Genomic DNA, 16,919 nt, shown 5'->3' on the forward strand with positions numbered 1-16,919 from the left:
GGCTCGGGACTGCTGTTTCTCTTTGTCCCAATACGAAACAGATTCATAGACGTATGTAATGCCGGTTCTCTTATCTGTCTGACGAATAATTGCAGACATGTTTACTCCCTCCTCGTTATGTTTATTATAACACATAACGAGAAAAAAGGAAAGAAAAATGGCCATTAAATCCTTAATTTATCGGCCTTTAGAGCATTTTCATCGTTACAGCTTTCCGGGAATGTAGGATGCATGCCTGGTATCTATATTTACTATTTTTGTCTTTAAATCCCTACCTATATATGCAGTAAACTACGTCTATTTACTCTAGGAGATTACTGGAGTCTTGAAAATGCAAGTTACCAGCAAGTTAAATTCATAAGTAAATTAGGCTATTTGGGTTTTTCAGAGCTCTAGTTTGCTATTTTTGTTTACTTGCAAGTTACCGGCAAGTTAAAACTATTTATGCCCAATAAGGTAAATACTTCATGTATCTCGGTGCTGTCTCATCATTAAACGGCAGTGCCCCGCACTGAAAAATCCTGTTGCTAATTAAGGAATGAGGAAGTGCAGTCTAGCCGCAGGAGTTGCTCGCTTGCCTGAAGGCTAGTCTGCACCAGGAAAGACCTAGCAGCTCTTTGGCAGCTGGAGGGCTAAAGGGAAAGCTTAGCCAGGCTGCCAAGGTGCTGCGGATGAGGATGACCCGGGAGAAGGACCACAAATGGCCACTATATCGCTCTAGTTATTCTGCTAGGCTTAGCAGCGATTTAGTGGCCGGCTGAGTTGGTTATAAAATAAAGTCAGGCATGGATAGTTGTTTTCTATGCATGCCTGACAACTAAATTACTCTATTTTTAGCTTTAAGTCCCTATCTATAAGTATGAAATAGGTAATGTCTATTTGCCCCACTATGAAGCAACTAAAGTTATTATTTCATTATTTTCGCATTATCTATAACAATTTGTGATTCAAAAATGTATGCATTATTCATATTTACTACTTTTCTAAAAAAGTTCAAAGGGACATATGTTTTCCCGTCCTTTAGTTCAGGTGCAGTCCCTAATTGGATTGGAGCCATTTTCATACAGATATAATTATCTTCACCTATCTTTACAGAGATACCTTTACCAACTGTAACACTATTTAACTTTTGATTCCAATTCACCTCATAACCTATAGCTTCAGAAATTGCACGAAGTGGAACCATAATAGTACCTTGATCATTTTCATATGCATCAGGAGCTTGTATTCTTTTCTCATTAACAATAATTTCTATTTCAGAAAATTCTATCTCCAGTGCCTCTTTTTCATCTTCCGCTAGTTTATACACCGGAACACTTGCTTTTTCAAATAATACTACTATTTCTGTAGGGGTAGTTTTCGCTGGAATACTTCTTGTAGAGGCTTCATAGGTTACAACTAGTTTTCTGTTCGCTAATTCACCCTCAAAAGCTGTTCCATCTTCCAAAATGATGTCAGTCTCATCGGTAATGTTCAGTTTTAACATATTATCGGAACTTACCAAATTTGAATCAAATCTGTCAGTTTTAATATTTTGGTTTTCACCACCAGCAAAAGCTACATTACCAAAAAACATAAGCACTATAAAAATTAAACCAATTACTCTTTTACTATTCATAATAACATCTCCTATCTTTATAATTTATCTATTCTATATATTCATTGCTAACTAAAACATCTGATAGAATATCAGTTGGTATGACAAACTCTACAACACCCATATACCCTGGAGCTACTTCATACTTGTCAAATGAAATCACTAGTTTATTTTCTTCATTTATATAAAAAGATTGTTCTTTTGATATTTTCTTAAATAATTCCATCGGACCTGTATCATTTATTCCTTCAACCCAATAAATATTATTTTCATCAATTTTATTCTGTTTTATCATTTGTTTTTTAATGTTTTCACTAATGATATTAACATAAGTGTCATCTTTAAACAAGCTTGGCAATGTAATTAAAATCTCTTTTTCCTTGTCTATAGTGTCATACTTAAATGTTGTGGAAGAAGATCCTGCTGTATTTACTACATAACGCCCTATTGAAAGAATTCTATCAGTATCTGTTTTTACTTCATACCCGCTATCAATGCCTAAATGGCCTCCTCCATTTTCTTTTAAGTCTTCCATATCAATAATAAATTCATCGTATAACTTTTTACTATCCTCAATGTATTTAGCATTTAGACTATTTTGTAAATCTTCATTTTCTAATCCTTTTATTTCTGGAGTTTTTATGTCAGCATTATACCCACCCTCATCAATAATATGCTCATTAATACTCAACACCTTTACAATATTACTAACAATTGGCACACTTGACAACGTATTTGCAAAGACTGGACTAGTATTGACAGCTATTGTAAAAATCATTGTAGCAACAGCTGCTGAAGTCGCTATTGCTCCAAACATCTTATTATATTGCTTTCTCCTAGAATCCTTTTTGCCTTGCTTTAGAGCTTTTTTCACAACAAGATCTAATTCCCCAGGAATAGATGCATCCATATATTCTTTTTTTAGCTTCTCAATTTTTTTATCTTTCATAATTAATCCTCCTCGTAGTAATAATCATTCATTCTAATTCGTAACTTCTCCAATGCTTTATATAATCGCCCTTTGATTGTGTTAATGTTTTCATCTAGAATTTCAGCAACTTCTTTTATTTTAAAATCCTCAAAGTATCTTAATATGATTATGCTACGATAATTATCAGGCAACTCTTCTAGTGCTTTTTTTAGATCTATATCCTCATAATTATCAAGTAAACCAGAATCAAATGTAGCTAAAAATTCTTCATCCCCAATAATCAACCTCTTCCTTTTTCTAAGAAAATCTATTGAGGTATTTACTATAATCTTATAAAACCAAGTTTTTATAGAAGTGGGATCTTTTAAAGATCCCACTGATGAAATAGCTTTGCAGATAGATTCTTGGACAATATCTAATGCATCTTCTTTATTTTTTACATAACTATAGGCTAGCCTGTAATGCATTTCTTTGTTTTCAAGAATATACTGTTCAATTTCTTTTTCTATATCACTTCTACCCATTAGCGCTAATTTCCCCTTTCTTCCACTTTGGTGCACACCTTATTGCCTTACACTTAATAGACGGTTGTATATTTAAAAAAGTTGTATAATCTAATTTTTTTAGAAAATTGCTCTTAAATATGATGAATTAGTAGCCTTCTTCTATCTGAGATAAAGGTTTAAAACTATATCCCTCATCTTTTAGATATTGAATTATGTCTGGAAGAGCTTCAGCTGTAGTAGCTTTAGTTGCACTATCATGCATCAATATAACTAACTTCTCCTTTCCTTGAGAGGTTTTCTTAAGTGTTTCTATCAATCTATCAGTAGGGGCGCTTATTACCTCTCCATCACCAGTTATGCAATTCCAGTCTATGTAGCTATATCCAGCTTCATTTACAGCTTTTCTAAAAGGTGCTAGCTTATCTCCAAATGACCCTCCTGGAAATCTCATTACATTAAAGTGATATCTTTCCCCCAAAACTGCCTGTAAAATTTCATCACTTTTTTTAAGACTATTGATAAGACTCTCCGGACTGGAGTAAATTTCTTTGTAAATATGGCAATATGTATGATTGCCTATATCATGACCTTCCTCATAGATGCGTTTGGTTATATCACTATATTTCTTCACATTCTCTCCTATAGGAAAAAATGTTGCTTTAATTTCTTCCCTATTTAATATATCTAATATCTCCGGAGTAACCCCAGGAGCTGGCCCATCATCAAATGTCAGGTATGCTACCTTTTCCCCATTCTGTTCATAAATTTTATTTAATGTCTCCTGACTTATTATGTGACCTGAAGAAATCTCTGAATCTAGATGCTCTTTTTTAGAATCACCCATATTGTTAGGATCTGTAATTTTATTTTCTTTACCTTCCTTATCTGGAAGATAGCTTGCACTATCTTCTATAGGTGTAGTTTCTGCCTCGGTTGTTATAGACGATATTACAGCATCACCATTAACCATCGCACAAAAAACATATATTAGGCCAATTAACCATATAATTTTTTTAACCTTTTTCACAATTTTCCCTCCTGGTGCTTATACATAGTTATCTTATTTCACTCATTTTGGTTAGACGATTAACTATAACTCCATCAATATTCCATGATTAATTTAACATACAGTCCCTCCCTTCTGCTTTGCATTACATCTTATAGACGCTCATCTACCTATATAAAGTTGTATATTTTTTTATTTTCTCTAAATTTTCTTCTATGAAACTAAATATATGTATAATTCAACTGTTTGACCTCGTAATTCCCCTGCTTCAATAGTCCCCGTTTACCTCCATGGGGTGTGGGTGAGGATGACCCGAGAGGAAGGACCACAAAAATGGCCACTATATCGCTCTGGTTATTGGTGCTGAATTTAACAGCGATTTAGTGGCCGGCTGGAATTTATTATTAAAATAAAAGCAGGCATGGCTAGGTGGTTTCTATGCATGCCTGCTTCCTTATAGTTGCTATAATAATCCTACTTAAACAATCTCCCAATTCCTTTGCCTGTAGCTCTACCAACCGTTCTTCTGCCGGCTCTTTTCGCTATTTTTTTGGGGTTGCCTGATGATATTGCAGATATGTCACCGAGTAACTTTGCTAACTTATACAGGAAGCCTCTAGTTTTGCCAAAAGACATATAACATCACCTCATCATTTATTTCCCTAAGTCTAACTTTCGCTAAGAAATACTCTTTATCGCTGACAGTGTTTGCGAACTGGTAATATTTTTTTACCACAAGATGTGGTCACTGTGTGGTTTATTTGAACAGGGTTTTATTTCTACTGCTATGCTTAAGAAAATTCAATCCCACCTTTCCCATTTCTTTTTACTTTATACATTGTAGAATCTGCATTTCTTAATAATGTTTCACTGTCTCTACCATTGTCTGGGTATATTGCAATACCAATAGAAGAACTGACATAGCAAGTATGATCACCGATATGCATGACTTCTTCTAATGCTTTATGGATTTTCTTAGCAAGTGTATCTATCACTTTTCTGTTTTCTATGTTACGAAGAATAACTGTGAATTCATCCCCACCCATTCTTGCAGCTGTATCTGGTTTTCGAATGCACTTTTGTATTCTTTTCGCGACAGTGATCAAAACCTCATCTCCAGCTTCATGACCGTAATTATCATTGATATCTTTAAACCCATCTAAATCAATAAAAAGTAGTGCAAAATGGGCATTATCTCTTTCATTTTCAATAATTAGTCTTTCTAATCGTTCAAAAAATAATTTTCTATTGGGTAATCCGGTTAGCCTGTCGTAGTTAGCGTGCTTTTCCAACTCTATTTCTAATTTTTTACGTTCCGTAATATCTGTTGCTGATCCTACAATGTGAGACACTTTATTATCTTCAACAACTGGAGTTAATGCTGTTAACCAAATACGATTTCCACCAGGTAAACTTAGTTCTTCTTCATAAGTGATGCCCTTTTTGTTTACTAGACATTTTCTATAATTGTTAACAACGACATCTCCCATTTCTTTGCCAAGTAGTTCTTGCGGAGATTTATCTATTATTTGTTCAAGAAGAATACCGGTCTTGTTTTGATGAGCAAGATTGTTTCGAACATACCGGAATTCACCATTATCTAAGACTTTTATTAGAAAAATAGCATCCTGGGTATTATTAAATACTTTCTCATATTCTTTAGTTAATCTTGAAATCTTCTTTTCTGCTTCCTTTAAATCTGTAATATCAGTATGCGCTCCCAACATACGTATTGCTTTTCCATTATCATCTCTGATAGCTAACCCCCTACATCTTATCCATACTGTAGAACCACCTTTGTGTTTGTAGCGTACAATTTGATCATATGGATGATTTGGGTCTATACAGTGTTTTTCTAAGTTTTCTATGGCTAGTATCAAATCTTCTTGAAAAATAATATCTTGCCATTCACTGGCCAGATGCTTTTTTTCATCGTGATTGTACCCTAGTGTTTCCCAGAATTTAGGGCTCATCCATTCTATTTCAGGATTCTCTAAATCCCAATACCAAATGCCATCTAAAGACCCTGATTGTATAAATTCAAAAATACTTGTATCACTATTAACCATTTCATATAATTCATTTTTTAAGTAATGATCTTTCATTAGGACCAGTCCTCTTTTCTGCATTTTATTCTGCTTAATTGTAAAATTAAATTGAACTAAATAAAAAAATCCATAGTGGACCCAACTGTAATATAATTGAATCACCACAAAGCAACCAAATTACAGGATCATGCCCACTATGAATTTTACTCTAATGATATACCATCAAGTAGTAAAAACTAACACCTAAACGCTTAGGGAGAGCTTTTTAATAGTTTTCTTTTCTCACTTCAAAATAGCTCTGAGAGTACTTACAAACAGGGCAAAATTCTGGTGCCTTCTTATCAACTAAAAGGTGTCCGCAGACTCGACATTCCCAATTGGTGTCTTCGCTTTTTTCAAAGGCCTTTTGCTTTTTCACATTTTCTAATAAAGTACGATAGCGCTCTTCATGGGCTTTCTCAATAGCAGCAACTTTGCGAAATCTTTCAGCTAATTCACCAAAGCCTTCTTCTTCTGCTTCTTTGGCAAAGCGATCATACATATCAGTCCATTCATAGTTTTCGCCTTCAGCAGCCTGCAATAGATTTTCAGCTGTATTCCCTAGCTTGCCAAGTTCTTCAAACCAAATGCGGGCGTGTTCTTGTTCGTTTCGCGCTGTTAATAGGAAAATTTCAGCCAGTTGCTCATATCCTTCTCTTTGAGCAATAGCTGCGAAATATGTGTACTTGTTTCTCGCTTGGCTCTCTCCTGAGAAAGCTTCCATTAAGTTCTTTTCTGTTTTACTACCAGCATATACATTTTTGCTTGTACTTTCTTCCTCCATTTTTTCAAAAACTGAAGCTGGTTGTTTGCACCTTGGGCATTTAAAATCTTCCGTCAATTCTCCTTCGTGGATATAACCACATACTGTACAGCGATATTTAACCATCTTATTCTCCCCCTGCGATTTTGTATTATTTTTTTCAAGAAGTTCTAGCAGTCTACTAACTGCCTCTTTTGGAAAATCATCTGGTTGTTGGTTTTCAAGCATAGAGCGAAGTAGATCCTGAACATTTTGACTCTGAGGAAGCATATAACCGGATTCGCGAAGATTATCTTCAGCCATGATGCGATTAGATTTGGTGAATGCTTCAGCAAGCTGCTTTAGCACTAGATTATCAGAACTTTTCAAAATATTTTCAGAAATTTTTTCCTGCTTCACCTTGCTTTCTACCAAGGGCAGCAAAGCTCTTTTAACACTATCTGTTTTTTCTTGTTGAGGAGGATACTTATCTGGTACTAGAGATATAGCGTTAGATGGACAGGCATCCACACATGCACGGCATTCATCTAGGCACTTCGAAGCATCAATTTGTCCTGTTTCTGTGTTAGTAGCCCCAGTAGGACATACATAAAGACAAAGGCAATCCTTTGTACATAACCTTATATTTCTAACTGCGCGCATTTTCCTGCCCCCTTTGTACTTGTGTTATTTTTAGCTTGGGAACTTTGCATACTGGACATATATCTGGAGCTTCATCTCCCGTATAAATAAAACCGCACATCTCACATATGTAAAGGTTCGTATTCTCTAAAAAAGTATCTCCTTGCTGTTTATAACGGCTAAGTAGTGAATTTAATATTTTTGTCACATTTTCTCCCCATTTGAGTGACCTTAGTGCACCTCTATCCGCTTCTTGCGCAGCCACACTATTGGCACGTAAATAATTTGAACTTAAATCCTGTTGAACTAGTGCCAGTAAATCTTCTATGCTTCTTTGAGTAGGTGATTCGGTTTTGCTTTTATAGTATCCTGAAAGGGTGTTAAACAAATCCGCTTCTTCTTCCCGATATTGTTGCTTACATCCCCTTGATAGATTAGACCATAATGCGCTTAGCTCTCCAAAGGATAATTCTCGCAGCTCACCAAGGTTATCCATGCCTACAGCTAAATCCTGTTCACTATCCTGATTATCATCTTGATGCTCTACAAATTCTTGCTTAGTAGCTCCACATAAAGGGCAGACCCAGTCGCCAGGCAAATTATCCCATTTTATGCCTGTAGTTGCTTCATCATATACATAGCCGCATACAGAGCAGATATATTTTTTCATTATACAGCCCTCCTCCTATTTTGTTTTAATCCATTGTACTTCTTATATTTTCCAAGTACAATAATATGTTTTAAATTAGATTAATCTTGATGATTTTTCAGACTTACTTTTAAAGCATGTTGGATATCTGAGTATTTAAATTTAAAGCCCGCAGCCAAGAGCTTTTGCGGGATAACCCTTTGTCCAGTGACTACAACCTGAGCGCTTTCTCCCATAAGCATTTTGGCCATAAAAGCTGGAACCGGTAGCCATGATGGCCTGTTTAAGACTCTGCCTAAAGTAAGGCTTACTTCGCCCATAGTAACCGGATTAGGAGAGGTCGCATTAACTGCCCCGGAGAGGTTAGGATTTTCAACTGCTTGTACATATAAATCCACCATATCTTCTCTGTGTATCCAAGAAAAATACTGTTTTCCACCTCCGATGGGCCCCCCAACAAAATACTTAAAAGGGGGAACCATTTGCGCTAAAGCCCCACCACCCTTGTCAAGTACTATTCCTGTACGCAAGGTCACTGTCCGAGTGCCAGATGCTGTTGCTTTCATCGCTTCCTCTTCCCACCTTCTGCAAACTTGAGCTAAAAAGTCACTTCCAGGAGGTGCACTCTCATCGAGAATGCTATCATCGCTTGGACCATAATAGCCTACTGCTGAAGCACTTACTAAAACCTCAGGTCTTTTATCAGGAAGGGAGGCAATGCTATCTACCAACTGTTTAGTTATGTTAACTCTACTATCTAAAATTCTCTGTTTTTTAGGTTCGGTCCAGCGACCAGAAAAAATTGGTTCTCCAGCCATATTTATTATTCCTTCAATATCTGCCATAAGTTCTGAGGGAATTATGCTGTCTGGTGCATATGGATACTCAACAAACGAAATTTTAGATAAGTTCAGATTAGCCCTTGGCTTTTCGTTGATTCTAGTTAAGACAACCACATGATGCCCTCTTGCAACTAATTTTTTGCATACTTCACTGCCGATAAAGCCAGTTCCACCTGTAATTAGTATTTTCACTAACACATCTCCTTTAGAGTAAAGTAACAGCGTACTCTCTAGCATATTTCGGCAATTAATTCCAAAACCCTTTAAATGGTTTCGGGTCAAGCACGTCACTCAAGACAAAAGAAAAAATAGTTATCAGGGCAGGGGTAGCCGGATTTCTCCGGCTAATTAATGTATACATATTTTGCGAAATTTTATCCTTAGCTCCTATCATATATTGCTTTTACAGTAGCATCGTAAATATTAAAGCTATCATCACTTTTTTCTAAAATAAATGTTTCCCTTTTTCCTTTAGTTAGTTCTAATTCATCAGCTACCTGTAGAGTAATAAGTTCATTTCCAACTTTAAATTCAGCAAAATTGCTGTCTGCCAGTCCTATTAACTCCCCACTAAAAGTAATTTCATTCGTTTTTTTAATATCCTCTAGTATTGTTTCTCTTCCTTCCTCTTTAATGTAAGTGCTATTATAAGTATATTGTATCATAGAGTTTTTTTCTGGAAGGTCATAGCTTTTTTCAGAATCTAATTCTAATGTCGTAAATCCTTCATGTAGTCCATCGGTAATAGCAAAAACCTCTATTGAACTATCATCTATTTGCTTTTTATAAAATCCTACTGCTTCTGTAGTCATGGGAAGTGGATAACTCTTTGACCCCCCAACCAATTTCAACTCTGTAATTCCACTAAGCCAGTTACCCATTTCTCTTTTAGAAGCAATTGCCTGTGTTTCCTCCTCATGTAGATCTCTTGATAGTGGTGTCATTGGTATATATAGATTATATTCAACAATTAATTTGCTATCTGTTCTTTTTAATGATCCTATACGAACATTATATCCTTCAGGTCTATCTACCCAGGATACAACTAAAGTATCGCTGTCTTTGATTTCTGCTTTTACTACATCATCTTTTGCATGAACACTTTTCTCTTTTTCACCATCTGTATTAACATCACTACATCCTAACACCCCTAAACTAAAAATAAGTAACAGGAGTATGATTACTGTCATTTTTTTTAAAGCCATATAGATCTCCTCTCTTTAATTCTATATTTTCTTTTTTCTGCCATCAAGTAAAAAGGGTTACAATTATGAGTGCTGCTACAAAGACATTCAAAGTGTCATTCATTTTTATGTAATCCTTGGATTATTATAACTCCTGACAGAGCACTTAACATTGGTTGAATTGAACCATGAATTAATGGACCTAGTAACATATCAATGCCTACATTTCCCCTAGGAAACGGAAGAAACGTTGAGGCAAAACCAATTTGACTTGGTATAGACAAAATATATATTGGAGGTATTGAACTTATCAACAATAAAATAATTCCAGGAATGAGGAGCGAATTAAGCTTCAACTTAATTTTTCTTGTAACAAGTTTCAAAACAGTTCGCCATTTTACTAATATACCTAACATAAAAATATAAAGAACTCCTAAAAGATGCAATTTAAATATTTTTTCGTGCATTAATCTGTCTATAGCTTCTCTCAATTCTAATGAATTAGCAGAATATAGATTTAGAAGTAATATACCAATTAATCCAATAATTATATAGCTTATTAGCTCTTTAAATTTCATAATAAAAAACATTGCCCCCTTTTCTGAGTATAATTCTCATATTAACCCTTTCGACACATTTACTGATATGCCTACTATATTTTGGTATTAATTCTACACTTTTACTGTTCTCTTTGCATAAATAAAATGGGCCTACTCATTAGAGCACAGCCCACTTGCTTCGCTAAATTTTAAATTCCTTGATAATATCCTCCGGCCTGGGATCAGTACATTGGCCAATTGTAACTTGATTAACATAAATTAATGCTTTTTACATGCTTGCGTTACTTTTTTGTTACTCTTATTATAACCTTAGACAATAAGTTAGGCCTATTCTAATATTTAACTCCTTAGCATATTTAAAATTATTGACATTCTTCATATTTTATTATGTTTTTTAGCTCTGATAATAAAGGCTCAATGTCTGATGATACAGTTTTCCATACTATATTTAGGTCAATATCATAGTACCCATGAATAAGGCGGTTCCGCATTCCAATAATACCTCGCCAAGGTATCTTATTATATTTAGATTGGAATTCAGGGGATACTTTATTAGCTGCCTCACCTATTATTTCTAATAAATGCACTACAGACAAACTGAGCATCCGATTATCCTCTAAGTCTGCTCTAGTTTTGCCCTTAGTGAACTCTATAGCTTCCTCAGCTGCATCAACCATATGCTTAACCCTTACCAAATCAGGATTCAACATGCAGCACCTCCGCTTCCGCAATAACATTATTTCGGAAGTATCGACTTAAGTCATTAGCTGTTCTTAAATCAACCTTGCGACCGCCAAAATAATGAGAAAGCTCTTCTTCCATGTCACTCAGTTGGAAAAAACCAGGACTGCAGCCTTCTTCAAATTCTACTAGCAAGTCAATATCACTATTTTCTTTCAACTTCCCTTTCAAGGCAGAGCCATATAAAGATATTTTTTTTATATTATATTTTCGACAAAATGCACTCAAGTCAAGTTTTGAAATATCAATTTTATTATAGTCACCCAATAAAACTCTCTCCCTTCTTATTTATATGTTAGCCAACAATTAAACCGTCAATCTATCAAATAACCTTTGCTTCTGCCACCTTCCGGTTAAAATGAGCTTCGTTTTTAATATTGCTTCGCATCTGCTCTATCTCCCTATCTGTTTTCGCAATCTCTGCTGTGATTTCCTTTAATATCTGCCCATCTATTTTTGCAACCATAAGTTTACTTCGCACATTAAAAACTGATAATATTTTCCTAAATAATTATTTCTTCAATATATCAAAGCACTTCCCTTTAATTGTGATAGGATAAGAGAAAAAAAGACAAAATAACCGGGTTTCTCCGGTTAATTATTATATGCCATATTTTGCAATAGATATCCATAAGTTTTATGTAAATTTTATTATGCAGCGTAATGATATTTTCATACATAACTTTTAGCAGCTGCTGGTGTGGGGTTTGAGGAGATATTGGAACGCATGTGACACAAGGCAAAAAGAAAGAGGCCCCTCAAAAGTTTGTTGAACTCATGAGAGGCCCCAATCAGTAAATTGGCCAATTTACATTTTTACTTTCTTACATCATGCCTGGCATTCCGCCTGGCATTCCACCTGGCATTCCGCCACCCATTGCACCTTCTTCTTCTGGCTCGTCAGCTATTAGTGTTTCAGTTGTCAACACCATGCTAGCGATACTAGCAGCATTTTGAAGAGCTGATCTTGTTACTTTTGCTGGGTCTACGATACCAGCTTCAATCATGTTAACATAGTCTTCAGTTATTGCATTGAAGCCTACGCCTGTACCAGCGCTCTTAACCTTTTCAACTACTACTGAACCTTCAAGTCCAGCGTTGTTGGCAATAAGCTTAACCGGTTCTGTTAGCGACTTTTTAACTAGGTTGATGCCAACTTGCTGGTCTCCCTCTAGTTCCACTCCATCAAGCGCAGCAAGAACGTCGATTAGGGCTGTACCACCACCAGCAACGATACCCTCTTCTACGGCAGCTCTTGTAGCAGCTAGTGCGTCTTCAATTCTGTGCTTTCTTTCTTTCATTTCAGTTTCAGTAGCTGCACCAACACCGATTACCGCTACACCACCAGCTAATTTAGCAAGTCTTTCTTGAAGCTTTTCTCTATCGAAATCAGAAGTAGTTTCTTCAACCTGACGACGGATTGAAGCTATTCTGTTTTCAATTTCAGTAGCGTCTCCTTGACCGTCAACGATTACTGTTTCTTCTTTGCCGATCTTAATTTGTCTTGCCTGACCTAGCATGTCAAGAGTTGCAGCGTCTAGCTTAAGTCCAACCTCTTCGCTGATTACCTGACCACCTGTTAGGATAGCGATATCCTGTAGCATTGCCTTTCTTCTGTCACCAAATCCAGGTGCTTTCACTGCCACGCAGTTAAATGTTCCTCTTAGCTTGTTAACTACTAGAGTAGCTAAAGCTTCGCCTTCTACATCTTCAGCAATAATAACTAGCTTCTTGCCTGATTGTACAACTTTCTCAAGAACTGGAAGTACATCACTTACTGCTGAAATCTTTTTGTCAGTAATTAGGATGTATGCGTCATCCATTACAGCTTCCATCTTGTCTGGGTCAGTTACCATGTATGGAGAAATGTATCCTCTGTCAAACTGCATACCTTCTACTACGTCTAAAGTTGTACCAATACCTTGAGATTCTTCAACAGTGATTACACCGTCTTTACCAACCTTATCCATAGCTTCAGCGATCAAGTTACCAATTTCTTCGTCTGCAGCTGAAATTGAAGCAACTTGTGCAATAGCTTCTTTGCTCTCAATTGGCTTAGAAATACTTCTAATCTCTTCTACAGAAACCTCTACTGCCTTTTGAATACCTCTGCGTACGATCATTGGGTTAGCACCAGCAGCTACGTTTTTAAGACCTTCTCTAATCATAGCTTGAGCTAATACTGTTGCTGTCGTTGTCCCGTCACCTGCAACATCGTTAGTCTTTGTAGCAACTTCTTTAACAAGTTGAGCTCCCATGTTTTCAAAAGCGTCTTCTAGTTCTATTTCTCTAGCGATTGTTACACCATCATTAGTGATAGTAGGTGAACCAAACTTCTTATCTAACACAACGTTTCTACCTTTTGGTCCTAAGGTTACTTTTACTGCGTCAGCAAGCTTGTTTACACCTCTTTCAAGAGCGTGTCTGGCATTTTCGCCAAAAATGATATCCTTTGCCATTTAATATTCCCTCCTCAGATTATCTGTTCTAAAATATATGTAATAGTTATTTTTGAGAGTCTTACTCTACAACTGCTAAAATATCTCTCTCGTTAAGGATTAGGTATTCTTGACCACCATGCTTGACTTCTGTACCAGCAAACTTGGAGTAGATTACTTTGTCTCCTACTTTAACTTCCATTTCAATCTTCTTTCCGTCCTCTACTCTGCCAGCCCCTACCGCTACAACTTCTCCTTCTTGCGGCTTCTCCTGAGCAGTATCTGGAAGTACAATTCCACTTGCTGTTTTTGCCTCTGCCTCTAATGCTTTGATGACAACTCTGTCACCTAATGGTTTAATGTTCATGTAGATACCTCCTTTAATTTTTGTTAATTTATTGTTAGCACTCACCTAAAGTGAGTGCTAACATCTACTACTAAATATAATAGCAAATATTTCTCAAAAATCAAGTGCTTTTAAAAGATTTCCCTAAAAAAATTTTTTTATTCATATTTTTCCAGATAAATTTCAAAAAAAAAGAAAACCCTAGGTTATAGGGCTTTTCGTAAATTTTACTTCCTAGCACATTCACCAGTTTTACCCTGTAATATATCCACGCCGTGAGGAAGCGCAGGCAATATTATGTCCAAGCACTCTGCTACTGCCTTAGGACTACCTGGCAAGTTGACAATTATGGTTTTTCCCCTGAGGCCAGCTGTAGCTCTTGATAGCATGGCCTTTGGTGTGATTTTCATACTCTCATGGCGCATAGCCTCAGCTATACCCGGAGCCTTCCTATCTATCACAGCTTCCGTTGCCTCAGGAGTGACATCCCTGGGACTAAACCCTGTACCTCCCGTAGTAAACACTACATCAGCTTTCTTTTGGTCTGACATTTCACATAAAGCTACTTTAATGTCCTCTATTTCGTCAGGAACTATGGAGTAGGCTATTACTTTTCCACCGATTTTTTCTACCTTTTCCTCTATAGTGGGACCACTTTTATCCTGTCGCTGACCCACAGCTCCCTTATCACTAACTGTTAAGATTGCAATAGATAACATTTATCACACCTCCCACATAACTTTACCGCTGTCCTTCATATCATATCCACCCAGACCTACAATAGCATTCTTAAAATCATCCCTTGAAATTAGGTTTAGTAACTCTTGCACCCTTTCCTTTTGCCAAGAGTTTTCAGGTATACAGATGTCGTATCTCTCTTCAAAGATAGGAATAAAGTCCAAGTCAAAGGCCTTTGCCGCAGCTAAAATCCCCAGCCCTGCTGTAGCTGTACCATTTTCCACCGCAGCTCCTACTGCTAAATGAGTGTATTCTTCTCTTTGGTACCCATCAATATCTCCTGGAGCAATCTCTTCTTTGTTCAGCATATAGTCTAGTAGCACTCTGGTTCCAGAGCCCTTTTGTCTGTTGACAAAACTAATGCCTCTTTTGGTCAGGTCACTAATTCCCTCAATACCTAGAGGATTACCCTTTGGTACAATAATTCCCTGTTGTCTATATGCTAAATTGACCACCTTTACTTTTTGATTACCTAGCATCTTCTTAACATATGTAATATTGTACTCACCTGTTTCTGGGTCTAAAAGGTGAATACCAGCACAGTCAGCCTCACCGCGCTTAAGGGCCATTAATCCCCCTAAACTCCCCGAGTGAGATGAGCTCAAGTGATAGTTTGTCTGCTTACTTAAGAAATCCTTTAAAATATCAAGGCTGATATCGTGACTACCGTTAACAACCACAGTATTTTCAACCTGAGCTAAATCCTTTAACAGCTCAACCTGAACTGACTCACCTGCATTTAAACCCTCACTGTTATCGGGAATTACCACTACTCCATCTGCTTCTATCATAGATGAGATAACTCCCGCCCCTTTAGAGATGGGCATGGCTACCAGTTTCTCATCGATCTTGCCCAGCTTCACTCGCAGGTACTCATCACTTCCTAAGGGCGATACATATTTTCGCGACATATTGGCTTCCACTGTTTTGGCGGCAGGTTCTAGACCATTGGAAAACTTATACATGAGTGGGCGTACAAATAGTCTGCATCCTAAAGCCGCAGAAACAGGGTAGCCAGGCATACCCAATACAGGCTTACCCTGAACTACTCCTAAGATAGTTGGTTTTCCTGGTTTAATAGCTACTCCATGGGTCAAAACTTGCCCTAGCTCTTCGATTACACTAGAGGTATAGTCTTCTCTCCCTGCGGAAGAACCAGCGTTAACTATTACCAAATCTGAATCCTTAACAGCTTGAGCTACCGCTTCCTTAATTAGATTGTAATCGTCTATAACTATGGGGTGTCGCTTTGCTACCCCACCCCATTCTTCTACCATGCCACCTAGGACAAGTGTGTTGTATTCAACAATGTCCCCTGGCTTTAAGTCAGATCCTGGTGTTACTAGCTCTGTGCCTGTGGGTATTATTGTAACCACAGGCTTTTTGTATACCTTTACCTTTGTAATTCCCGCTGCTGCAATGCCGCCAATGTCGTAATAGTTAATCTCATGTCTAGCAGGCAGCACCATCTCTGTTGCCACAATGTCTTCACCGATTTGCCGGACATGCTGCCAAGGGTATACCGACTTGATTATCTCAATTTCCTTATCATTGATAAAGTGAACGTCTTCTATCATTATAACTGCATCAAAGCCTGCGGGAACTGGATCACCAGTGTCCACAATCTTTCCCTGCTCTCCCAATTGTAATATCTTTGGCTTTGTATCCTGAGCTCCATAAGTATCCCTTGCCCGAACTGCCACTCCATCCATAGCCGATGCAGGGTAATGGGGCGATGATGTTTTTGCAAAAATAGGCTCTGCCGTCACTCTCCCCCGGGCATTTTGCAAGTCAACTTCTTCGGTCAAATCCCCAAAATACTCCGCTTCATTAAGGGCTGCTAGCAATTCCTCTAAGGCCAGCTCCTTTGGTTTATTGTGTAGATAGCGTTTCTGCTTTGTCATTAGGCC

Annotated in this window: 17 protein-coding genes; all 17 read right to left on the bottom strand. The window is 37.1% G+C overall.

Annotation, left to right across the window (positions count from 1 at the left end):
• Window positions 1-907: 907 nt before the first annotated feature.
• The gene (locus tag GGQ84_RS01605) at window positions 908-1,618 is read right to left on the bottom strand and encodes a copper amine oxidase N-terminal domain-containing protein (protein WP_429158244.1); all 711 of its coding nucleotides are present in this window, start codon (window positions 1,616-1,618) and stop codon (window positions 908-910) included.
• Between the two features lie 28 nt (window positions 1,619-1,646).
• Window positions 1,647-2,546, bottom strand: coding sequence for an anti-sigma-V factor RsiV (rsiV, locus tag GGQ84_RS01610; RefSeq protein ID WP_429158247.1), 900 nt, complete (start codon window positions 2,544-2,546; stop codon window positions 1,647-1,649).
• A 2-nt stretch (window positions 2,547-2,548) separates the two neighbouring features.
• Window positions 2,549-3,052, bottom strand: coding sequence for an RNA polymerase sigma factor SigV (gene sigV, locus GGQ84_RS01615; RefSeq protein WP_429158250.1), 504 nt, complete (start codon window positions 3,050-3,052; stop codon window positions 2,549-2,551).
• 127 nt (window positions 3,053-3,179) lie between these two features.
• Window positions 3,180-4,061 (bottom strand): polysaccharide deacetylase family protein, encoded by an 882-nt coding sequence (locus GGQ84_RS01620; RefSeq protein ID WP_429158253.1) that lies wholly within the window; start codon window positions 4,059-4,061, stop codon window positions 3,180-3,182.
• A gap of 770 nt (window positions 4,062-4,831) precedes the next feature.
• Window positions 4,832-6,145 carry a diguanylate cyclase domain-containing protein gene (locus tag GGQ84_RS01625; protein ID WP_429158256.1) on the bottom strand — a complete coding sequence of 438 codons (1,314 nt, stop codon included), beginning with the start codon at window positions 6,143-6,145 and terminating at the stop codon, window positions 4,832-4,834.
• Window positions 6,146-6,353: 208 nt separating this feature from the next.
• Window positions 6,354-7,532 carry a rubrerythrin gene (gene rbr, locus GGQ84_RS01630; protein ID WP_429158259.1) on the bottom strand — a complete coding sequence of 393 codons (1,179 nt, stop codon included), beginning with the start codon at window positions 7,530-7,532 and terminating at the stop codon, window positions 6,354-6,356.
• Window positions 7,519-8,181, bottom strand: coding sequence for a rubredoxin-like domain-containing protein (locus GGQ84_RS01635; protein WP_429158262.1), 663 nt, complete (start codon window positions 8,179-8,181; stop codon window positions 7,519-7,521). Before GGQ84_RS01635 ends, rbr begins: the two co-directional genes overlap by 14 nt.
• A gap of 80 nt (window positions 8,182-8,261) precedes the next feature.
• Window positions 8,262-9,194 (bottom strand): TIGR01777 family oxidoreductase, encoded by a 933-nt coding sequence (locus GGQ84_RS01640; RefSeq protein ID WP_429158265.1) that lies wholly within the window; start codon window positions 9,192-9,194, stop codon window positions 8,262-8,264.
• A 188-nt stretch (window positions 9,195-9,382) separates the two neighbouring features.
• Window positions 9,383-10,207: a hypothetical protein gene (locus tag GGQ84_RS01645; RefSeq protein ID WP_429158267.1), complete on the bottom strand. Its 825-nt coding sequence runs from the start codon at window positions 10,205-10,207 to the stop codon at window positions 9,383-9,385.
• Between the two features lie 95 nt (window positions 10,208-10,302).
• Window positions 10,303-10,764: a hypothetical protein gene (locus GGQ84_RS01650; protein WP_429158269.1), complete on the bottom strand. Its 462-nt coding sequence runs from the start codon at window positions 10,762-10,764 to the stop codon at window positions 10,303-10,305.
• A gap of 344 nt (window positions 10,765-11,108) precedes the next feature.
• Window positions 11,109-11,456, bottom strand: a complete 348-nt coding sequence (locus tag GGQ84_RS01655; RefSeq protein WP_429158272.1) for a HepT-like ribonuclease domain-containing protein — start codon at window positions 11,454-11,456, stop codon at window positions 11,109-11,111.
• Entirely contained in the window at window positions 11,443-11,754 is a 312-nt protein-coding gene (locus tag GGQ84_RS01660; protein ID WP_429158275.1) for a nucleotidyltransferase family protein, read from the bottom strand. Before GGQ84_RS01660 ends, GGQ84_RS01655 begins: the two co-directional genes overlap by 14 nt.
• Before the next feature lie 55 nt (window positions 11,755-11,809).
• On the bottom strand, window positions 11,810-11,968 hold the full coding sequence (locus tag GGQ84_RS01665; RefSeq protein WP_429158278.1) for a hypothetical protein: 159 nt from the start codon (window positions 11,966-11,968) through the stop codon (window positions 11,810-11,812).
• Between the two features lie 343 nt (window positions 11,969-12,311).
• On the bottom strand, window positions 12,312-13,946 hold the full coding sequence (groL, locus tag GGQ84_RS01670) for a chaperonin GroEL (protein WP_429158281.1): 1,635 nt from the start codon (window positions 13,944-13,946) through the stop codon (window positions 12,312-12,314).
• 61 nt (window positions 13,947-14,007) lie between these two features.
• On the bottom strand, window positions 14,008-14,292 hold the full coding sequence (gene groES / locus GGQ84_RS01675) for a co-chaperone GroES (RefSeq protein ID WP_429158284.1): 285 nt from the start codon (window positions 14,290-14,292) through the stop codon (window positions 14,008-14,010).
• 206 nt (window positions 14,293-14,498) lie between these two features.
• On the bottom strand, window positions 14,499-14,990 hold the full coding sequence (gene mog, locus GGQ84_RS01680) for a molybdopterin adenylyltransferase (RefSeq protein WP_429158287.1): 492 nt from the start codon (window positions 14,988-14,990) through the stop codon (window positions 14,499-14,501).
• Between the two features lie 3 nt (window positions 14,991-14,993).
• The gene (locus GGQ84_RS01685; RefSeq protein WP_429158290.1) at window positions 14,994-16,913 is read right to left on the bottom strand and encodes a molybdopterin biosynthesis protein; all 1,920 of its coding nucleotides are present in this window, start codon (window positions 16,911-16,913) and stop codon (window positions 14,994-14,996) included.
• Window positions 16,914-16,919 lie beyond the last annotated feature (6 nt).

The organism is Desulfitispora alkaliphila (assembly GCF_050433185.1).
In the GTDB taxonomy this organism is placed as follows: Bacteria; Bacillota; Desulfitisporia; order Desulfitisporales; family Desulfitisporaceae; genus Desulfitispora; species Desulfitispora alkaliphila.